The 19,325-nt window shown below is 47.8% G+C and carries 23 protein-coding genes; all 23 read left to right on the top strand.

All coding sequences use genetic code 11. The features are described 5' to 3' along the window. The first annotated feature begins 1 nt into the window (after position 1). The 23 genes from fliM (at position 2) to KNO68_RS02675 (ending at position 19,318) form a co-directional block, all read left to right on the top strand. Complete coding sequence (fliM, locus tag KNO68_RS02565) at positions 2 to 991, top strand: flagellar motor switch protein FliM (protein ID WP_015881398.1); 990 nt, start codon at positions 2 to 4, stop codon at positions 989 to 991. After that, complete coding sequence (gene fliY / locus KNO68_RS02570; RefSeq protein WP_214757110.1) at positions 988 to 2,112, top strand: flagellar motor switch phosphatase FliY; 1,125 nt, start codon at positions 988 to 990, stop codon at positions 2,110 to 2,112. Before fliM ends, fliY begins: the two co-directional genes overlap by 4 nt. Positions 2,113 to 2,125: 13 nt before the next feature. Beyond that, entirely contained in the window at positions 2,126 to 2,491 is a 366-nt protein-coding gene (locus KNO68_RS02575; protein ID WP_015881400.1) for a response regulator, read from the top strand. Then, positions 2,488 to 2,982, top strand: coding sequence for a flagellar biosynthetic protein FliO (locus KNO68_RS02580; RefSeq protein ID WP_214757109.1), 495 nt, complete (start codon positions 2,488 to 2,490; stop codon positions 2,980 to 2,982). Before KNO68_RS02575 ends, KNO68_RS02580 begins: the two co-directional genes overlap by 4 nt. After that, positions 2,979 to 3,644 carry a flagellar type III secretion system pore protein FliP gene (gene fliP, locus KNO68_RS02585; RefSeq protein ID WP_015881402.1) on the top strand — a complete coding sequence of 222 codons (666 nt, stop codon included), beginning with the start codon at positions 2,979 to 2,981 and terminating at the stop codon, positions 3,642 to 3,644. The genes KNO68_RS02580 and fliP overlap by 4 nt, the downstream gene beginning before the upstream one ends. A gap of 11 nt (positions 3,645 to 3,655) precedes the next feature. Beyond that, positions 3,656 to 3,928, top strand: a complete 273-nt coding sequence (gene fliQ / locus KNO68_RS02590; RefSeq protein WP_015881403.1) for a flagellar biosynthesis protein FliQ — start codon at positions 3,656 to 3,658, stop codon at positions 3,926 to 3,928. Then, complete coding sequence (gene fliR / locus KNO68_RS02595; protein ID WP_147537295.1) at positions 3,925 to 4,695, top strand: flagellar biosynthetic protein FliR; 771 nt, start codon at positions 3,925 to 3,927, stop codon at positions 4,693 to 4,695. Before fliQ ends, fliR begins: the two co-directional genes overlap by 4 nt. After that, entirely contained in the window at positions 4,692 to 5,786 is a 1,095-nt protein-coding gene (gene flhB / locus KNO68_RS02600; RefSeq protein WP_214684481.1) for a flagellar biosynthesis protein FlhB, read from the top strand. The genes fliR and flhB overlap by 4 nt, the downstream gene beginning before the upstream one ends. Positions 5,787 to 5,799: 13 nt before the next feature. After that, positions 5,800 to 7,821: a flagellar biosynthesis protein FlhA gene (gene flhA / locus KNO68_RS02605; RefSeq protein WP_256440172.1), complete on the top strand. Its 2,022-nt coding sequence runs from the start codon at positions 5,800 to 5,802 to the stop codon at positions 7,819 to 7,821. Position 7,822: 1 nt separating this feature from the next. Further along, entirely contained in the window at positions 7,823 to 8,884 is a 1,062-nt protein-coding gene (locus tag KNO68_RS02610) for a flagellar biosynthesis protein FlhF (protein ID WP_215112004.1), read from the top strand. Beyond that, complete coding sequence (locus KNO68_RS02615) at positions 8,863 to 9,702, top strand: MinD/ParA family protein (protein WP_015881408.1); 840 nt, start codon at positions 8,863 to 8,865, stop codon at positions 9,700 to 9,702. The genes KNO68_RS02610 and KNO68_RS02615 overlap by 22 nt, the downstream gene beginning before the upstream one ends. A 19-nt stretch (positions 9,703 to 9,721) precedes the next feature. Next, complete coding sequence (locus KNO68_RS02620) at positions 9,722 to 11,713, top strand: chemotaxis protein CheA (protein WP_215112005.1); 1,992 nt, start codon at positions 9,722 to 9,724, stop codon at positions 11,711 to 11,713. 12 nt (positions 11,714 to 11,725) lie between these two features. After that, positions 11,726 to 12,157 carry a chemotaxis protein CheW gene (locus KNO68_RS02625; protein WP_015881410.1) on the top strand — a complete coding sequence of 144 codons (432 nt, stop codon included), beginning with the start codon at positions 11,726 to 11,728 and terminating at the stop codon, positions 12,155 to 12,157. After that, entirely contained in the window at positions 12,147 to 12,746 is a 600-nt protein-coding gene (locus tag KNO68_RS02630) for a chemotaxis protein CheC (protein ID WP_015881411.1), read from the top strand. Before KNO68_RS02625 ends, KNO68_RS02630 begins: the two co-directional genes overlap by 11 nt. Then, on the top strand, positions 12,739 to 13,224 hold the full coding sequence (locus KNO68_RS02635; protein ID WP_031421691.1) for a chemotaxis protein CheD: 486 nt from the start codon (positions 12,739 to 12,741) through the stop codon (positions 13,222 to 13,224). Before KNO68_RS02630 ends, KNO68_RS02635 begins: the two co-directional genes overlap by 8 nt. A gap of 12 nt (positions 13,225 to 13,236) precedes the next feature. Then, on the top strand, positions 13,237 to 14,007 hold the full coding sequence (locus KNO68_RS02640; RefSeq protein WP_159562099.1) for a FliA/WhiG family RNA polymerase sigma factor: 771 nt from the start codon (positions 13,237 to 13,239) through the stop codon (positions 14,005 to 14,007). Between the two features lie 12 nt (positions 14,008 to 14,019). Next, positions 14,020 to 14,412 (top strand): hypothetical protein, encoded by a 393-nt coding sequence (locus tag KNO68_RS02645; RefSeq protein WP_074037229.1) that lies wholly within the window; start codon positions 14,020 to 14,022, stop codon positions 14,410 to 14,412. A 152-nt stretch (positions 14,413 to 14,564) separates the two neighbouring features. After that, positions 14,565 to 15,305, top strand: a complete 741-nt coding sequence (rpsB, locus tag KNO68_RS02650) for a 30S ribosomal protein S2 (protein ID WP_015881415.1) — start codon at positions 14,565 to 14,567, stop codon at positions 15,303 to 15,305. A gap of 117 nt (positions 15,306 to 15,422) precedes the next feature. Then, positions 15,423 to 16,304: a translation elongation factor Ts gene (gene tsf, locus KNO68_RS02655; RefSeq protein WP_078146717.1), complete on the top strand. Its 882-nt coding sequence runs from the start codon at positions 15,423 to 15,425 to the stop codon at positions 16,302 to 16,304. A 110-nt stretch (positions 16,305 to 16,414) separates the two neighbouring features. Continuing rightward, positions 16,415 to 17,140, top strand: coding sequence for a UMP kinase (gene pyrH, locus KNO68_RS02660; RefSeq protein WP_015881417.1), 726 nt, complete (start codon positions 16,415 to 16,417; stop codon positions 17,138 to 17,140). Next, positions 17,137 to 17,697: a ribosome recycling factor gene (gene frr / locus KNO68_RS02665; RefSeq protein WP_031421698.1), complete on the top strand. Its 561-nt coding sequence runs from the start codon at positions 17,137 to 17,139 to the stop codon at positions 17,695 to 17,697. Before pyrH ends, frr begins: the two co-directional genes overlap by 4 nt. An 84-nt stretch (positions 17,698 to 17,781) precedes the next feature. Next, on the top strand, positions 17,782 to 18,519 hold the full coding sequence (locus KNO68_RS02670) for an undecaprenyl pyrophosphate synthase (RefSeq protein ID WP_214687942.1): 738 nt from the start codon (positions 17,782 to 17,784) through the stop codon (positions 18,517 to 18,519). 1 nt (position 18,520) lies between these two features. After that, entirely contained in the window at positions 18,521 to 19,318 is a 798-nt protein-coding gene (locus tag KNO68_RS02675; protein ID WP_214687943.1) for a phosphatidate cytidylyltransferase, read from the top strand. Positions 19,319 to 19,325: the final 7 nt, after the last annotated feature.

Below are 19,325 nucleotides of genomic sequence, written 5' to 3' on the forward strand. Positions count from 1 at the left end.
CATGGGAGAAGTACTGTCTCAACAAGAAATTGATGCCTTACTATCTGCATTAAGCAGTGGGGATGTCGAAGCAGACTCCTTTCTCGCGCAAGAGGAAGAGAAGAAAGTTCGACAATACGACTTCAAGCGAGCCGTTCGATTTTCTAAAGACCAAATTCGTAGCTTAACTCGGATTCACGAGCATTTCACACGGATGCTCACGACATTTTTCTCGGCCCAACTTCGCACGTACGTTCAGTTTTCGGTCAACTCGGTCGAACAATTACCGTACGATGAATTCATTCATTCCATTCCGAGCATGACGATGATCAACTTGATTGAGGCGCCACCGTTAAACGGGCGATTCATCATCGAGGTCAATCCGAACATCTCGTACGCGATGTTAGACCGATTACTCGGTGGTCCCGGTGTCGAGATGGATAAAATCGAATCGTTCACCGAAATCGAGATGCGGATCTTGACGCAATTGTACAAACGGGCGTTTTCGACATATGGGGATGCTTGGGAATCGATTGCTGAGATTAAAGCAGAAATGTCAGCCGTGGAAGTGAATCCGCAGTTCCTGCAACTCGTCTCACCAAACGAAACGGTCGTCTTGATTTCAATCGGTGTGACAATCGGTGAAGTGAGCGGAACGATTAACGTCTGTCTGCCATTCGTCACAATCGAACCGGTATTGTCCAAGCTATCGAGTCATTACTGGATGCAGGAAGCGAATCGACGCAATGCGAGTCAATCGAGTAAGGAACCGCTTAAAGCCCAATTGATGAACTCGACGGTCGAGGTCGTATCCTTACTCGGTGAGACGACGATCACATTTGGAGATTTGTTGCATCTAGAAGTCGGAGATTGTTTGGCACTCGATCAATTAGCAAAAGAACCCCTGTCCGTCATGGTGGGGGAAAATAAAGTATTTAAAGGGCAAGTCGGTGTGAGCGGGAAGCGAATGGCGGTTCAAGTGCTTCACCGTGTGAAGGAGGAAGAGCAATGAGTGAGATGCTGTCACAAGATGAAATTGATGCGTTATTACGCGGGACAAGCGACAATACGCCGACGCCAGAAGTCGATGCGAAAGAAGAACATTTAGATTCGATGGAGAGCGATGCACTCGGAGAAATTGGGAATATTTCATTCGGGAACTCGGCAACGGCCTTGTCAACATTACTACAACAAAAAGTTGAAATCACTACACCGGTTGTCAGTGAAGTGAGAATTGAAGCGTTACGCGAACGCTATCCCACTCCTCATGTGGCGCTTCGAGTAGGCTACACAGAAGGAATCCAAGGGGAGAACGTCCTCGTCTTGACTCGCGAAGATGCGGCCATCATCTCTGACCTCATGTTAGGCGGGACCGGAGAGAATGTTGATCCGGAGAGCCTTGATGAGATTCGGTTGTCGGCAGTTCAAGAAGCAATGAACCAAATGATGGGGGCGGCCGCAACGTCTTTATCGACGGTATTTTCGAAGAAGATTGACATCTCGCCACCGCTTGTCGAAGTGTTCGATGCGACGAAGAACCAAACCATCATCGATCGCCTTGAACTTTGGGAGACGATGGTACTCATCGAGTTCAATCTCAAAGTAGGTACGTTGATTGATTCAACAATCGTTCAGATCGCACCGATTCAATTTGGAAAGCAATTGGTCGATGAGTTGATGAAAGCTACAGGGGAAGCCCAGGCAGCACCGGAACCGGTGAAAGCGCAAGCGGAAGCGCCAAAACCACAACCGCAAGCCCAACAACAAGCGCAACCAGTCACCCCGCAACCAAGTAAACAAAAATCGATGCCGGAAGTGGCAGTTAGCCAAGCGGAATTCATGCCGCTCCAATCACCGGCATCGCAAGAAGCGGCCCCGGCGAATCTTGGGTTGTTATACGATGTCCCGTTAAACGTGACAGTAGAGTTAGGAAGAACGAAGAAATCCGTTCGGGAAGTACTTGAGTTATCACAGGGCTCCATCATCGAACTCGACAAACTAGCGGGTGAGCCGGTAGACATTTATGTCAACCAACAGCGAATCGCTAGAGGAGAAGTCGTTGTCATTGAAGAAAACTTTGGGGTACGTGTAACAGAAATTATTCAACCGCATGAGCGGATCGGAATCGTTTAAGGAGGAATTTAGAATGAGTGCAAAAGTATTAGTAGTGGATGACGCAGCGTTCATGCGTATGATGATCAAGGACATTTTGACAAAGAATGGATATGACGTAGTAGGTGAGGCAGAAAACGGCGCGGACGCTGTCGCGAAATACCGTGAACTCACACCGGATCTCGTCACACTTGATATCACGATGCCTGAGATGGATGGACTCGCAGCATTGAAAGAAATTCGTAGCTTCGACTCGAATGCGAAAATCATCATGTGTTCAGCGATGGGACAACAAGCGATGGTCATCGATGCCATTCAAGCTGGAGCAAAAGACTTCATCGTCAAGCCTTTCAATGCAGAACGTGTCATCGAAGCAGTTTCTAAAACGGTCGCACAATGAAGAAATGGTGGTTGATTATTCTCCTCGTGGTCGGGCTCTCTGCTCCGGCCACGGTTGAGGCCGCCACCGTAGACCAACAATTCGAGCAACAACAGACAGATGAACAGGAAAGTAACGTTCCAACGACAGCGTCAACCATTGGCAATGGCGTGAAAGTCGTGTTGAGTCTCGTGGTCGTGGTCGGCGGATTTATCGTCTTGATGCGTTGGCTCAGTTCTAAAACACAAGGCGTGAAAGCGACTCAACATATGAAACATCTCGGAGGCGTCCCGCTCGGAAAAGACCGTTCAGTCCAGCTCGTGAAGCTCGGTGACCAAGTGTATGTACTCGGTGTCGGCGATTCGATTCAACTGATCGATCGACTCGATGCGGACACGATCGAGGAAGAGCAAACGGAATCCTTGTCACTCCGAACGTCAAATTCGAATGCATTTTTAGACACCTTTAAGAAACAACTCGCTCAGCTAGAAGAAGTGAGGAAGAAATCATGACGACGTTTGAGCAATTGATCAATTTAGAAACACCGGACAGTACGTCGACATCCATCAAGCTTTTGATTTTGTTGACATTGCTGACGCTCGCACCATCCTTTTTAATCTTGATGACTTGCTTTACTCGGGTCGTGGTCGTCTTGTCATTCATTCGACCGGCACTCGGTACACAGCAAACGCCACCGAACCAATTGATTGTCGGATTGGCACTATTCATCACACTGTTCGTCATGTCTCCGGTTCTCTCGGATTTGAACGAGAACGCATTGAAACCGTACCTCGATGACAAGATCTCACAAGATGAGGCGTTCGATGAGGCAAGTGGGACGATGAAGGAGTTTATGTCGAAATATACAAGACAAGAAGATTTACAACTGTTCTTAAAGTATGGGAACTACGAGCAGCCGGAGACACTTGATGATGTGCCGCTCCTCGCTTTGGTGCCTGCTTACGCGATCAGTGAGTTGAAGACCGCTTTCCAAATCGGCTTCATGATTTTCTTACCGTTTTTGATCATTGATATGGTAGTCGCAAGTGTCCTCATGTCGATGGGGATGATGATGCTTCCACCGGTCATGATTGCACTGCCGTTTAAATTATTGTTGTTTGTATTGGTCGATGGCTGGCACTTGATTGTGGAATCATTGCTTAGAAGTATGTAGGGGGAACGGACATGACACAAGAAATGGTCATCTATTTGGCGACAGAGAGTGTGTGGACCTTATTAAAAATATCAATGCCACTTCTGCTCATCTCACTGATCGTCGGTCTCGTGATCTCGATTTTACAGGCCACGACTCAAATTCAAGAACAAACGCTATCGTTCGTTCCGAAAATTATTTCGGTCTTCATCGGTCTCGTCATCTTTGGACCGTGGATGCTTCAACAGATTGAAGGATTCACGCGTTTGATCTTTGAGTTGATGGTTGAGGTTGCATCGAAATGAATGCGGTCGACTTCATCAGTATGTATGGGTTAACGTTCGCACGACTGTCTGGCTTTTTTGTCAGTGTCCCGTTGTTCTCGACGAGACAATTACCGGTCATGCACCGCGTCGGATTCAGTGCGTTTTTAGCGTATTACGCGATGTTCACACTGACCGAGCCAATCCAGATGACGAATGCGTTCGTCCTGCAAGTCGTCTATGAAGTCATGATCGGACTTTTACTTGGACTGTTAATCAACATCCTATTTTTTGCACCACAAATTGCCGGTGGGGTCATTGATTTACAGCTCGGATTAGCGATGGCTTCGGCATATGATCCGATGTTTGGCGGTCAATCGCCATTGATTGGACGATTTTATTATATTTTTACGCTGTTCATTTTGTTAACGAGCAACCTGCATCTTCTGCTGATTGATGGCATTTATTATAGCTTTCAAATCTATCCGCCTGGTCAACCGATGATCAACTTTACCGAAGCCTCTTTGATGATGGCCGTGAAAGTCGTCACCATGACCATGATGGTCGCGTTGCAATTGGCGTTGCCGATGATGGCTTCCTTGCTCCTTGTTGACTTAGCTCTCGGATTTTTAGCGAAGTCAGCGCCACAGTTCAATATCTTTGCCATCGGATTTTCATTTAAACTCATCGCCGGCTTTGCCGTCATGGTTTTATTGATGGGACTGACATTGACAGGGATCAGTCAGTTCATCCCGCTATTACAAGAAGTGATGCACGACTTTATGCTCATATTAGGAGACGCCTCATGAAGAAGCCTCTATATCCTTTATCGGTCAATCTACAGTTTTTTGCAGGCGAAAAGACAGAAAAAGCGACGCCGCGTAAACGGGAAGACTCCCGAAAGAAGGGGCAAGTCGCCAAATCAGCCGATTTGACTGGAGCGTTCGCACTTTTTGCGATGTTTCTCATGTTATCTTTTTTCGGTCCCGTGATTGGGCAGCAATTGCTTTCTTTAATCAGCGATTTACTCAGCCCAGAGTATTTATTGTTTAACGTGACGGGCGGCATGTCGGATATGGTCGTCGACTTAATGCTCCGTGTCGGTTTGATTTTGGCTCCGTTCTTTGTCGTTGCCGTCGTGTTTGGGATTCTCATCAATTACCTACAAATCGGAACGTTATTTTCTTTAGAAGCCATTCAACCAAAGCTTGAGCGGATCGACCCGATCAAGGGGGTCAAACGCATCGTCAGTATGAAAGCGGTCGTCGAATTTTTAAAGTCCTTATTCAAATTGTTAATCATCCTGACAACCGCTGTCGCTGTCCTTTGGAAAAATCAGAAAGAACTGTCTCGGATGGCCGTCGAACAAGTTCGTGAATCGATTGTCGCACTCGCGAGTATCACGATTGAACTCGGTCTTTGGGTAAGTGTCGCCTTGCTCGCACTTGCACTACTCGATTTATTCTACCAACGATTTGATTTCGAGAAATCGATCCGAATGTCTAAGCAAGATATAAAAGATGAGTACAAAAATACGGAAGGTGACCCACTCATCAAATCTAAAATCAAACAGCAACAACGGGAAATGGCGATGCGACGGATGATGCAAGAGATACCGAATGCCGATGTCGTCATCACGAACCCGACCCATTACGCGGTCGTCATTCGATATGATGACACGAAAGATTTTGCGCCGCTCGTGGTCGCCAAAGGGGTCGACCGGGTCGCCTTTCATATTCGAGATGTCGCAAAAGAACATGACGTGGCCATTGTTGAAAATAAACCACTCGCGCGCGCGCTCTATGCGCAAATCGACATCGGTGAAGTGGTAGACGAATCGTTTTATCAAGCCATTGCGGAAGTACTGGCATTCGTCTATCAAATGAAGCAACCGTCTTGAGGAGGAGTATGTGTTGGCAGTAAAAGCGAAAGACTTTGCAATTTTGATTGGTGTGTTGATGATTGTCATCATGCTGATCATCCCGCTACCGGGGTTTTTATTAGACTTTTTAATCATCGTAAATATTTTGATCGCCATCATGATTCTACTTGTGGCGATGAATGCCCGGGAAGCACTTGACTTCTCCGTATTCCCTTCTCTCTTATTGATTGTGACGTTGTTTCGTCTTGGTTTGAACGTATCGACGACCCGTTCGATTCTATCTAAAGGTTATGGTGGGGAAGTCATCGAGACGTTCGGTGATTTCGTCATCGGTGGAAATGTCCTTGTCGGATTTGTCGTCTTTCTGATTCTTGTCATCATTCAATTCGTCGTCATCACGAAAGGAGCAGAGCGTGTATCGGAAGTATCTGCTCGCTTCACACTCGATGCGATGCCGGGGAAACAGATGGCCATCGATGCCGATTTGAACTCTGGTTTAATTGACGATAAGGAAGCCCAGATGCGTCGCCGTAAAATTCAAAGCGAGGCGGACTTCTATGGATCAATGGACGGGGCATCGAAGTTCGTTAAAGGAGATGCCATCGCTGGTATTATCATCGTTACGATCAACTTGATCTTCGGGATTATCATCGGTGTCGTTCAAATGGGATTACCAGTTGGAGAAGCGTTCCAAACGTTCTCACTCATGACAATCGGGGATGGCTTGGTCAGTCAAATCCCAGCACTTTTGATTTCGACCGCGACCGGGATTATCGTGACCCGTGCCGTCTCGGATGGAAACTTAGGGGAAGACGTAATCGACCAGCTCGGTCAAAACCCATCACTCCTTTATATCGCCGGGTCGATTGTCTTCATGCTTGGTTTTGTATCACCGCCCCTACTTCCTGTGACGATGATCATTGCCGGAACGGCATTCTTCGGCGCCTACACGATGCGTCGAAATATCCGTCAGGCAACGGAAGAGCCGATGCTCGAAGAGGAACCATCGACAGCGCCGACAGAATCAGTCGTCTCGCTGTTGCAGATTGACTCGATTGAATTTGAATTCGGGTATGGCTTGATTCCGCTTGCAGATGAGTCTCAAGGCGGTGACTTGTTAGACCGCGTTGTCATGATTCGTCGTCAACTCGCACTCGAGCTTGGCTTCATCTTACCGACGGTCCGGATTCGCGATCACTTGCAGTTATCACCGAACGCATACCGAATCAAAGTCAAAGGGAACGTCGTTGCAGAGGGAGAGCTATTGCTGGATCATTACTTGGCGATGAGCCCGGGCATCGAAGACCCTGAGGTATATGGAATTGAAACAACGGAACCAGCATTCGGTCTTCCTGCCCTTTGGATTGATGAAGAAACACGAACTCGGGCAGAAATGAGCGGGTATACCGTCGTTGATCCGCCTTCTGTTGTCGCGACTCACTTGACCGAGACGTTGAAGAAACATGCGGCAGATTTACTCGGTCGGGAAGAGACGAAACAACTCGTCGAGCACCTGAAAGAGACGCATCCGGTTCTCGTAGAGGACGTGACGCCGTCAGTCCTTTCGATTGGCGAAATTCAGAAAGTGTTGCGCCACTTACTCCAAGAAAGTGTTTCCATTCGAAATTTGCCGCTTCTGTTTGAGACGATGGCAGACTACGGAAAAGTGACGAAAGATGCGGAAATCTTAGGAGAGTATTGCCGTCAAGGCTTGTCCCGTCAATTGACCGATCAAGTCAAACCACCTGAAGGTCCCCTTTACGTCGTGACACTCGGCGGACAGACGGAACAGACGGTGCAAGATGCGGTTCAGAAAACGGAGTTCGGGAACTATTTGGCGCTCGACCCAGAGCAAGCTCGAGAGATTATCGAGCGCACTGGCGAACAACTGTCGATGTTTGAACGATATGGGGCATCGGCTGTGATTTTATGTTCCCCAACGATTCGTCTGTTCGTTCGTCAATTACTCGAACGGTATTATCCAGATGTGCCGGTATTGGCTTATAACGAATTACTCAGTTCCGTCGAAGTGAAAAGTATTGGGGTGATTTAACATGCAGATTAAAAAGTTTACGGCGAAAACCATGGCTGATGCGATGGCGAAAGTGAAACAAGAGCTCGGAGACGAAGCGGTCATCCTCAACTCACGACAAGTGAAGACAGGATGGTTCGGTCTCTTTGCGTCAAAGCAAGTGGAGGTCATCGCAGCCCTCGAAAAAGAGCAAGTCGTCACAAAGCCACGACAGCCTGTCCCTGTTCGGACAGCACCAACACCATCACAACCTGTCATCCCGCAAACATCACCACGTGTGATTGGAGGAGCGGCACCGAGACTACACGCCTCGTTGCAACATGTCGAATCGCTGCTCTCGACAGAATCCTTTGCCGATGAGTCGTGGGAGGAAACGCTGAACGAACTATACTACACGACAAAATCTGTAGAAGAAGCTGAACGTTTCGTTTACGAACAAGTCAAATCGTCGTTCATTGAACCGCCTGAAGCGAAGCGATATGTTATGGTCGTTGGACCGACGGGGGTCGGCAAGACGACCACGCTCGCCAAACTTGCGGCGCACTTCAAGCTGACGGAAGGCAAAACGGTCGGATTGATCACGACCGACACGTACCGAATCGCTGCCATCGAACAGTTGAAGACGTATGCTGAAATCATGAGTATTCCGGTGGAAGTGGCATATGACTTTCATGACTTCAAGCGTGCCAAGCAATTGTTTGCTCGTAAAGACATCGTGCTAATCGACACGGCGGGACGAAATTTCCGCGATCCGGCTTACGTCGAACAGTTTCATGAACATCACGACTTCACTGAAACAAGCCTTTCGCTCGTTTTGAGTTTGACATCCAAAACGAAGGACATGGATATGATCTATTCGCAATTCGAGTCATTGCCTCTTAGCTCACTCATTTTTACGAAGGCGGACGAGACAAGTGATATCCACGCGATGTACCGCATGGTGAAAAAGAGCGGTCTTCCGGTCGCCTGGATGACAGACGGCCAAGAAGTGCCGGACGATCTGATTCGGGGGAATGCGGACGCACTGACGAAACGACTGTTTGAGAAAGAAGGGTGGGCAAGATGGACCAAGCAAGGCGTTTAAGAGCAATCAATGATGCCCATCCGACGACAATCGCCTTTGCGAGTGGGAAAGGTGGGGTCGGAAAGACGAACGTCTGTGTAAACACGGCCATCGCCCTAGCTGAACTCGGAAAACGAGTGTTGATTGTCGACTTTGACATCGGAATGGCCAATGTGCACATCTTGATGAATGCCATGAAGTCCAGAACGATGATCGAGACCGTCAAAGCTCGTATTCCATTGGCTGCAGCTGTTCAGAAAAATGTATATGGTGTCGATATATTACATGGAGGGAGTGGGCAGGACCAACTCGTCCATCTCTCAGATGATGACATGCAATTTCTCATGCGAGAACTCGAAGTATTGACCGAATATGATTATGTCCTGTTCGATATGGGGGCTGGAGCGACGGACACTTCACTCCAGTTCATCGCGGGTTGCGATGAGATGTTCTTGATTTTGACTCCAGAACCTACCTCGCTAATGGACGGTTATGCATATACGAAACTGGTGCACCATCAGTACCCGGACTTACCGCTTGGCGTCATCGTCAACCGAGCCCAGTCCGGTGAGGAAGCCCTTCAATGTTTCGAACGGATGGAAGTCGCATGTAAACAGTTTTTAAATAAGACGATTCGATTCCTCGGCTTTCTACCAGACGACTCATCTGTCAGAAAGGCAGTCATCGCCCAAGTCCCGTTTTATCAATACAACCGAAAGAGTGATATTAGCTGGCGCCTCGAACGAATTTTGACAACGCTTACGGGTACGCCTCCGAAACCACGTCACTTGATGGACCGTTTGATGGGGAACTTACGAAAACAGTGGAACCGAGTATAACGACAGGGAGGTAAATGAGATGGACGTGAATGAATACTTAGGGTTGTTTTTAGATGAATCCCAAGAACATATCCAATCGATCAACACACAGTTACTTAAATTAGAACAATCGGGTGGTGCGGATGTTGTACAGGAGATCTTCCGGTCCGCGCACACGCTAAAAGGGATGTCTTCGACGATGGGGTACGAACGCGTTGCCAACTTGACACATGAGATGGAGAGCGCGCTCGACCTCGTCCGTGGCGGCAAAAAGGAAAGTAACCAACTCTTGTTGGATACGATGTTCATCGCCATGGAACAGATGGAAGACATGATTGCGGACATCGAGAGCGGAGGACAAGGCGCGAACGTGGATGTATCAGAAACGGTCGCCGCATTCCAATCCTTCATCGGTGGGAAAGAAGTCGCAGTCGAAAAAACGTCAGAGACGAGCACGTTTGAGATTGATCTATATACGAACTCGGTCATCGAGCAAGCCAAACAGACAGGCTTTGAGGCGTATCAAATCACAGTCAAACTGTCTGACGCGGTCGTCTTGAAAGCGGCCCGTGCGTATATGGTATTCGATCGCCTTCAAGAACTAGGTGAGGTCGTCAGCACACATCCGGAGACAGAAGAAATCGAACAAGAGCAATTTGACTTATCGTTCGACGTCTTATTCTTGTCACAAGAGACGGCAGAAGTGATTGAACATGCCATCGCTCAAGTCTCGGAAGTGGAGCGCGTCGAAGTCAATACGTATACAGAAACAGCGGTCAGTGAGCCAGAAGTCGCTGTGACAGCGGAGACGATTGCACCTGAACCTGTCGTTCAAGCTACCTCGGACAAGGAAGAAGCGAAAGATACGAAAGAGCAAGTAGCCGCTCAAGCACAAGCAAAAACGATTCGCGTCAACTTAGAACGAATTGATCGTCTGATGAACTTATTTGAAGAGTTCATTATCGACCGTGGACGACTTGAGCGCCTGGCGGACGAAGTCGGTCAACCAGAATTGAATGAAACGGTCGAAAAAATCAAGCGGGGAACGAACGAGTTACAATCACTCGTCTTAACCCTCCGGATGATGCCAATCGAACAAGTGTTCAATCGCTTCCCACGAATGGTGCGTTCGGTCGCAAAAGAGATTCATAAAAAAGTCCAGTTGGACATTTCAGGTGCTGAAACAGAACTCGATCGCACGGTCATCGATGAAATTGGCGATCCGCTCGTCCACTTGATCCGTAACGCCATCGATCACGGCATCGAACGTCCGGAAGTACGTCTTCTAGCCGGAAAACCGGAGCAGGGCATGCTTGCACTCCGTGCGTATCACGGCGGAAACCGAGTCTTCATTGAAATCGAGGACGACGGTGCCGGCATCAACGTCGACAAGGTTCGCTCGAAAGCGTTGGAGCGCGGCGTGATCACAGATGAAGAAGCGACGACGATGTCTGAGAACGAATTGGCGATGCTGATCTTTGCTCCGGGCTTCTCGACGGCAGACGTGGTCACTGACTTGTCAGGACGCGGTGTCGGACTCGATGTCGTCAAAAATAAAATCGAGTCACTCGGTGGCGTCGTTTCTTTAGAGACGGTTGCGGGACAGGGCACGAAGTTCCAAGTCAGCTTACCGCTCACCCTCTCGATCATCTCGGCGATGCTCGTTCAAGTGGGAGAGGAATCGTATGCGATTCCATTGACATCGATCCTTGAGACGACATTACTTGATGAAGCGGACATTTTGACAGCACACCGTGAGCGAGTCTTCGACTTCCGTGGTCAACTGGTCCCACTCGTCTACATGAAAGAAATGTTTGGCATCGAATCAGAGACGAAGTCGCAATTCCCGGTCGTCGTCGTTCGAAAAGGCAACAAACTCGTCGGCGTCGTCGTCAACGATTTGATCGGTCAACAAGAAATTGTCATGAAACCGCTCGGTACGTATCTTGAAGGGATTCCAGCTATCTCTGGTGCGACCATTCTTGGTGACGGTCGCGTCGCCCTTATCGTAGATAGTAACGATCTCTTTTAAGGAGGAATATTGATGGAACAGAAATGGGTAGTCTTTTCACTTGAAGAAAATACGTATGGGATCGACGTACAGTCGGTCCGTTCAATCGAGCGACTTCAGCCGATCACACGAGTGCCGAACGCACCGTCACATGTGAAAGGGGTCATCAACCTTCGTGGTGTCGTCACGCCGGTCATCGACCTTCGCTTGCGACTCGGCTACGAAGAAATCGAACCAACGGATGAAACGCGCATCCTGATCGCCTCGTTGAATCAAGGAGATGCCGGATTTATCGTCGACCGTGCGAATGAGGTCGTGGAAAGCGATGAAGTACGAATCGAACCGATTCCGGAATCGAGCCGCGATATGCTCTCGGCACATCTGACAGCCATCGCAAAAGGAGAAGATAAACTCTTCTCCTTACTCGATGCGAATGCGTTGTTTGAGGAACAGTATGCTGAGTGAGTTTGAACAAGACCTGTTAAAGGAACTGGGAAATATAGGGTCTGGACATGCGGCGACTGCCTTGTCGGCAATGCTTTCGAAACCGGTGAACATTACCGTGTCTTCTGCCGAAATGGAACCGATCACCTATTTACCAGAGCGAGTCGGCGGTCCGGAACGACATGTTGCCTCGGTCTTGTTGGAGTTAGATGGTGATATTCGTGGAATGATCCTCATTTTGTTCGCCGTGGAAGATGCCGAGCAAATGGTTTCGACCTTGATTGGGATGCCATATTCATTTGATTCTTTTGATGAGCTCGGCCAATCGGCTTGGGAAGAGGTCGGGAATATTATGAGCGGTGCTTATGCGCGAGCGCTAGGTGACTGGTTACAGACACCGATTATGATTCAAGTGCCGGCAACGGCCATCGATATGGCAGGTTCGATTGTTGAATTTGTCGTCACGTCTGTACAACCTGAGGAAGACGCGGCGCTCTATATCGACACGACATTTATGATTGATCAAAAAGTAAGTGCAGGACATGTGTTGTTCCTACCAACACATGGGTCGCTCAAACGGATTCAAGAACGGTTGCTTGGCAATGGCTGATGTATTAAAAATCGGCATTGCCGAATGGAAGCAGACGACCGCACCAAATCGGTTACGTACAGCCGGACTCGGGTCATGTGTGGGTGTCATTTTATATGACACCCGCCTCCAACTGGCAGCGATGGCACATGTCATGTTGCCGGACTCGACGATTGCTCGTAAGAACCAGACGATTGAAGTAGGAAAATACGCAGATACAGCCATTGATACACTCGTGCATTCATTGAAACGAGAAGGGGCCACGCGGCTTCAAGCAAAGATGGCAGGCGGCGCTCAGATGTTTCAGTTTAAATATGAGAACGAGGCGATGCGAATCGGTGAGCGAAACGCCGAGGCCATCCGCCAAGCATTAAAAGTCCATCGTATTCCGCTCGTGGCAGAAGATTGTGGCGGACATAACGGGCGGACAATCGAGTTTGATGTCGCAACATCTGTCTTATCGATTCGGACGGTGAGCGTGGGTACGAAAGAACTATAAGGGGGGATCGACATGACGACTCATCTTACACAGTTGTGGGATCGCTGGAATATGGACCGTGATATGGATACAGCAAACGAATTACTAGCACATTACGAGTTTCTCATCCACTACCACGTACAACGGATGATCGTGACGCTTCCAAAGAGCGTCGAACGCGACGAATTGAAAAGTTTGGGTTACATGGGATTGTACGATGCCCTTATGAAATATGATCCAGAGCACAATAATAAATTTGATACGTATGCTGCGTTTCGGATTCGTGGAGCCATTATCGACGGTTTACGAAAAGTGGATTGGTTACCTCGGTCGGTTCGAGAAAAAGTGAAAAAAATCGATCAGGTGGCAGAACAGCTTGAACAGTCGTTACATCGTGCTCCAACGAAGAGCGAGTTAGCTTCGGCATGCGACTTACCGATTGCAGAAATCGAACGAACGATGGCGGAAGGGTACTTTGCCAATATGTTGTCGATTGATGAGGCCGTGACGTTGCAAGAAGAAGGAAAAGTCATGTCTGTCACGTATTTCGACCCGGATTCTGAAAAGCCAGAAGATACGTTGTTGCAACGCGAATTGATTGATGTGCTGGCAGCAGAAGTCGACCATTTATCCGAAAAAGAACGACTCGTCGTCTCTTTGTTTTACTTTGACGAACTGACGTTGACGGAGATTGGGGAAGTGCTCGAACTGTCAACATCACGGATTTCGCAAATTCATTCCAAAGCGTTGAAGACATTAAAACACGCGCTCGGTCGGTCCTATTTAGAAGAAAAGACATCGTAAGGAGATGAACAAGTGTATATTGTATATGTGATCACAGCTTGTTTGGTTGCTTACGGTTTTTTATTCGGCTACCGACAAGTCCAAGCGCTTCAGGAACGAGTCGAACGGCTCGAACGAGAGAAGCAAGAGACCGAAACGTTGCTTCTTTCATTCATGGAGTCGATGAACGACCTCGTTGTTCAAGAACCCGTTGAACGTTCGAACGTGGTTCAACAGGAAGAAGCTTCATCGCTCCCTGTCAATGAGTCCGTTCAAACGGTCGTAGAGGCGACAGAAGAGACGACCCCGTCCGCGTCAATCGACGTGGACGATGTCTTGTTGCGACATTCCGTGCGGGACGCTGCCCGTATCCTCGGAAAAGGCGAGGGCGAGCTTGCGCTTTATGCGAAACTTCGTAAAAAGTGAGAGTTGCCGGATTTCGTGACATATGCTATAGTAATTCTCGGTGTTAAACACATCACACACGTCTCGGGATGATATTCCTCGGTGCCGAAAGGTCGGAATACAACAATGAACGAGGCGGAGGACTTTTTTAAACCACAAGGAGGAAATTTATCATGGCAGTAATTTCAATGAAGCAATTGCTTGAAGCTGGTGTACACTTCGGTCACCAAACACGCCGTTGGAACCCAAAAATGGCGAAATACATCTTCACAGAGCGTAACGGGATCTACATCATCGACCTTCAAAAGACGGTCAAAAAAGTAGACGAAGCTTACAACTTTGTTCGTGAACTCGCGGCAGAAGGCGGAAACGTCCTCTTCGTTGGTACGAAAAAACAAGCTCAAGATACAATCAAAGAGGAAGCAATCCGTTCTGGGATGTTCTTCATTAACGAGCGTTGGTTGGGTGGAACACTCACTAACTTCTCAACAATCAAAAAGCGTATCAACCGCTTGAAGCAACTCGAAAAAATGGAAGAAGACGGCACGTTCGAAGTACTTCCTAAGAAAGAAGTCATCATCTTGAAGAAAGAAATGACTCGTCTTGAGAAGTTCCTCGGCGGAATCAAGGACATGCCTGGTGTGCCTGACGCCCTCTTCATCGTTGACCCACGTAAAGAGCGTATCGCAATCGCGGAAGCTCACAAATTGAACATCCCAATCGTTGCGATTGTCGACACAAACTGTGACCCAGACGAAATCGATTATGTAATCCCAGCGAACGACGATGCAATTCGTGCAGTTAAATTGCTCACTTCGAAGATGGCTGATGCAATCATCGAAGCGAAGCAAGGTGAAGAAGAAGTTGCTGAAGAAGCTGTAGCGACAGAAGCTGAAGCTACAGAAGCTGAGTAATCAGTGAGACAATAGGTGATAAAGGGAAAGCCTTTTATCACCTTTTTTTAGGACATGTATTCAAAAAGCCCTGTGCTTTTTCTTAAAATTCGTTAGTTTTACAAGGAGGAATTTCCGATGGCAGTTACAGCAGCAATGGTAAAAGAACTTCGTGAAAAAACAGGAGCAGGAATGCTCGATTGCAAAAAAGCACTCGTTGAAACAGACGGTGACATGCAAGCAGCAATCGACTTCCTTCGCGAAAAAGGAATCGCTAAAGCAGCAGCAAAAGGTGATCGTATCGCCGCTGAAGGTTTGACAGCAGTAGCAGTTGAAGGCAACAAAGCTGTGCTCGTCGAAATCAACTCAGAAACAGACTTCGTTGCGAAGAACGAGAAGTTCCAAACACTCGTGAACAACGTAGCAAAAGCAGTACTCGCATCAGGCGCAACAACTGCAGAAGCGGCACTCGCGGCTGAGTACGAAGCAGGTAAAACACTTGAAACGTACATCCAAGAAGAAGCTTCGACAATCGGAGAGAAAATCTCACTCCGTCGTGTAGCTGTTCTTGAAAAAGCTGACGATGCAGTATTCGGTACGTACCTCCACATGGGTGGTCGCATCGGGTCAGTCGTTGTAATCGACGGCACATCTGACGAAACAGTTGCTAAAGACGTTGCAATGCACGTTGCTGCAGCACGTCCACTTTACGCGACACGCGATGAAGTATCAGCTGAAGAAATCGACCGCGAGAAGAAAGTCTTGACTGAGCAAGCACTTAACGAAGGCAAGCCTGCTAACATCGTTGAGAAGATGATTGCTGGTCGAATGAACAAGTACTTCGAAGAAATCTGCCTCGTTGACCAAACGTTCGTAAAAGACAGCGACTTCAAAGTTGGTAAGTACGTAGAATCAAAAGGCGGAAAAATCAACTCGTTCGTACGCTTCGAAGTAGGAGAAGGTATGGAGAAACGTGAAGAGAACTTTGCTGAAGAAGTTATGAACCAACTTAAAAAATAATCTGTGTCACAATCTGTGATACAACTAAAATTGGGAACACGTCTGTATAACCTTGAGTTAGTTCGTTAAGGGAGCGTGTTCCCTTTTTTCAAGCAAGAGGAGGCAAAGTTATGGAACCGAAATATAAACGAATTGTGTTAAAATTGAGTGGAGAAGCGCTCGCTGGAGATCAAGGTTACGGGATCGACCCTAACATTGTAAACTCAATCTCAAGTCAAATTAAAGAATTGATCGAGATGGGTGTAGAAGTCGCCGTTGTTGTAGGTGCCGGAAACATTTGGCGTGGAAAGACGGGTAGTGAACTCGGGATGGATCGGGCAAACGCAGATTACATGGGTATGCTCGCAACTGTATTGAACTCACTTGCTCTTCAAGATAGCCTTGAAACGTACGGTGTCCAAACGCGCGTCCAAACATCAATTGAAATGCGACAAGTTGCTGAACCATACATTCGTCGTCGCGCAATGCGTCATCTTGAAAAAGGACGCGTCGTTATCTTTGCGGCCGGCACAGGAAACCCATATTTCTCAACGGACACGACAGCTGCTCTCCGTGCGGCTGAAATCGAAGCTGATGTCATCTTAATGGGTAAAAACAATGTGGACGGCGTCTATTCAGCTGATCCGAAATTGGACGCAACGGCAGTGAAGTACGATACGTTGTCTTACCTTGACGTCTTAAAGGATGGACTTCAAGTCATGGACTCGACAGCAACGTCACTTTGTATGGACAACCACATTCCATTGATTGTATTCTCATTGCTTGAAGAAGGTAACATTAAACGTGTCGTTCTCGGGGAACATATCGGGACGGTAGTAGGAGGAGTCAATTCATGAGTGTCAAAGAAGTATTGAAAACAGCTGAAGAAAAAATGGAAAAAGCGCATTCTTCACTTAAACGTGATTTTGGAACGCTTCGCACTGGCCGTGCCAGCGCATCGATTTTGGATCCTGTCCAAGTTGATTACTATGGTGTCCCAACACCACTCAATCAAGTGGCAAACATCAATACACCAGAAGCGCGTCTACTTTTAATTCAACCATGGGATAAGTCGATGGTTTCTGAAGTAGAGAAAGCGATTCAAAAGGCAGACCTCGGCTTGTCTCCATCATCTGACGGTACGGTCATCCGTTTGGCGATTCCTGCATTGACGGAAGAACGTCGTAAAGAATTAGTTAAAGTCACGAAAAAATACGCAGAAGAAGCGAAGGTCGCTGTCCGTAACGTACGTCGTGATGCAAATGAAAACTTGAAGAAACTCGAGAAAGATGGCGAGTTAACAGAAGACGATCTCCGCGGATATGCAGATGACGTTCAAACGTTGACGGATTCGTATATCAAGAAGATTGATGAATCTGCAGCAATTAAAGAAAAAGAAATCATGGAAGTGTAATCACGGAAGTGGTATACCAAAAAGCTGTGTGGGGACCCTTTTTCTGAGAGGGTCCTTCTTTCATACAATCAGGAGGGTAACAGAATGTTTAAATGGGTGAATCCTAAAACGAAAATCGAGGCGGAGTTAAGTGTTCCTGAGCACGTAGCCATCATCATGGATGGAAATGGGCGCTGGGCCAAAAAACGTGGTCTCCCTCGCATCATGGGTCACCGGGAAGGGATGAAGTCCATCCGGGAAGCGGTACGAACAGCGCAGGAACTCGGGATTCGGTCTCTGACGCTTTATGCGTTCTCTACAGAGAATTGGACTCGTCCGGAAGAGGAAGTCTCATTCTTGATGAAACTGCCGAAACAGTTTTTGGAGACCGATTTGAAAGAACTCCACGAACAGAATGTACGGGTGCTCGTTGCGGGAGATACGTCGAAACTCCCACGAGAGACACGAGAAGCCGTTAACGAGGCGAGAGAACGGACCGTTGCGAACACAGGGTTGAACCTTGTCTTCGCACTCAACTACGGGGGACGAGATGAGCTCGTTCAAGCGATGCGTAGCATTGCAGCAGACGTTCAGTCCGGTTTGGTTCAGGCAGACGATATCGATGATCGTATGATTGGTGAACGACTCATGACACACGTTCAAGATGTAGATCTCGTTATTCGGACGAGCGGTGAGCAACGACTCTCTAACTTTTTATTATGGCAAAGCGCGTATGCTGAACTTCATTTCACAGAAGTATTGTGGCCGGAATTTAAGCGTGAGCATTTTGTAGAAGCGATTGAATCATACAACGCGCGCACGCGACGTTTTGGTGGGGTGTAACATGAAGACACGTATTATTACAGGACTATGGGCAGGAGCCATCTTCATCACGGTGATTGCGCTTGGAGGCAATGCCTTCGTTTCATTGATGGGGATTCTGGCACTCATCGGATTGAGTGAATTCACGTTGATGCGACAGCATAAGCTGTTGGCGTTTCCGTTCTTAGTGACAGCGCTCCTCGTGGCGTTCCCGTTCCTCTTATTATTGCTTAAGACTCAAGTTGTCACGGATGAACTTCCGTTCTCGATTGAACAATGGCTCGTCTTAGGGCTCGTGTTGTTGCTGTTTTGGACAGTGGTCACGAAAAACCGATTCACGTATGAAGATGCCAGTTTTTACTTCGTCTCAGCCGTCTATTTGGTCGTCGGTTTCTCTAGTTTTGCGTTAGTGCGGCTCTCTGAGGACGGCCTATCGAAAGTGCTGCTAATCTTGTTTATGATTTGGGCGACAGACTCGGGAGCGTATTTTACCGGAAAAGCATTCGGGAAAGCCAAGTTATGGCCATCGATTAGTCCGAATAAGACGATTGAAGGGGCGATTGGGGGCATTGTGTCTGCGATTGTACTCGGTATCATCTTCGTCTGGATTGATCCGATCTTGCCGATGATCGAGGTCGCCATTTTAGCGATTGTCGTGGCGGTAGTCGGACAGCTCGGGGATTTGGTGCAGTCTGCTTATAAGCGCCAGTACGGAGTCAAAGATTCAGGTCATCTGTTACCGGGACATGGTGGCATTTTAGACCGGTTTGATAGTATGATTGCGGTCTTTACCGTCATTTGGGTGTTTAATCTGCTTTAAAAAGGAG

The sequence above is a fragment of the Exiguobacterium sp. s75 genome (assembly GCF_018617145.1).
GTDB classification, from domain to species: Bacteria; Bacillota; Bacilli; order Exiguobacteriales; family Exiguobacteriaceae; genus Exiguobacterium; species Exiguobacterium profundum.

What these genes read in the sequence shown, in the direction of transcription:
- fliM (WP_015881398.1), top strand. Translation starts at nt 2, where the DNA reads ATGGGAGAAGTACTGTCTCAACAAGAAATTGATGCCTTACTATCTGCA.
- fliY (WP_214757110.1), top strand. Translation starts at nt 988, where the DNA reads ATGAGTGAGATGCTGTCACAAGATGAAATTGATGCGTTATTACGCGGG.
- KNO68_RS02575 (WP_015881400.1), top strand. Translation starts at nt 2,126, where the DNA reads ATGAGTGCAAAAGTATTAGTAGTGGATGACGCAGCGTTCATGCGTATG.
- KNO68_RS02580 (WP_214757109.1), top strand. Translation starts at nt 2,488, where the DNA reads ATGAAGAAATGGTGGTTGATTATTCTCCTCGTGGTCGGGCTCTCTGCT.
- fliP (WP_015881402.1), top strand. Translation starts at nt 2,979, where the DNA reads ATGACGACGTTTGAGCAATTGATCAATTTAGAAACACCGGACAGTACG.
- fliQ (WP_015881403.1), top strand. Translation starts at nt 3,656, where the DNA reads ATGACACAAGAAATGGTCATCTATTTGGCGACAGAGAGTGTGTGGACC.
- fliR (WP_147537295.1), top strand. Translation starts at nt 3,925, where the DNA reads ATGAATGCGGTCGACTTCATCAGTATGTATGGGTTAACGTTCGCACGA.
- flhB (WP_214684481.1), top strand. Translation starts at nt 4,692, where the DNA reads ATGAAGAAGCCTCTATATCCTTTATCGGTCAATCTACAGTTTTTTGCA.
- KNO68_RS02610 (WP_215112004.1), top strand. Translation starts at nt 7,823, where the DNA reads ATGCAGATTAAAAAGTTTACGGCGAAAACCATGGCTGATGCGATGGCG.
- KNO68_RS02615 (WP_015881408.1), top strand. Translation starts at nt 8,863, where the DNA reads ATGGACCAAGCAAGGCGTTTAAGAGCAATCAATGATGCCCATCCGACG.
- KNO68_RS02620 (WP_215112005.1), top strand. Translation starts at nt 9,722, where the DNA reads ATGGACGTGAATGAATACTTAGGGTTGTTTTTAGATGAATCCCAAGAA.
- KNO68_RS02625 (WP_015881410.1), top strand. Translation starts at nt 11,726, where the DNA reads ATGGAACAGAAATGGGTAGTCTTTTCACTTGAAGAAAATACGTATGGG.
- KNO68_RS02630 (WP_015881411.1), top strand. Translation starts at nt 12,147, where the DNA reads ATGCTGAGTGAGTTTGAACAAGACCTGTTAAAGGAACTGGGAAATATA.
- KNO68_RS02635 (WP_031421691.1), top strand. Translation starts at nt 12,739, where the DNA reads ATGGCTGATGTATTAAAAATCGGCATTGCCGAATGGAAGCAGACGACC.
- KNO68_RS02640 (WP_159562099.1), top strand. Translation starts at nt 13,237, where the DNA reads ATGACGACTCATCTTACACAGTTGTGGGATCGCTGGAATATGGACCGT.
- rpsB (WP_015881415.1), top strand. Translation starts at nt 14,565, where the DNA reads ATGGCAGTAATTTCAATGAAGCAATTGCTTGAAGCTGGTGTACACTTC.
- tsf (WP_078146717.1), top strand. Translation starts at nt 15,423, where the DNA reads ATGGCAGTTACAGCAGCAATGGTAAAAGAACTTCGTGAAAAAACAGGA.
- pyrH (WP_015881417.1), top strand. Translation starts at nt 16,415, where the DNA reads ATGGAACCGAAATATAAACGAATTGTGTTAAAATTGAGTGGAGAAGCG.
- frr (WP_031421698.1), top strand. Translation starts at nt 17,137, where the DNA reads ATGAGTGTCAAAGAAGTATTGAAAACAGCTGAAGAAAAAATGGAAAAA.
- KNO68_RS02670 (WP_214687942.1), top strand. Translation starts at nt 17,782, where the DNA reads ATGTTTAAATGGGTGAATCCTAAAACGAAAATCGAGGCGGAGTTAAGT.
- KNO68_RS02675 (WP_214687943.1), top strand. Translation starts at nt 18,521, where the DNA reads ATGAAGACACGTATTATTACAGGACTATGGGCAGGAGCCATCTTCATC.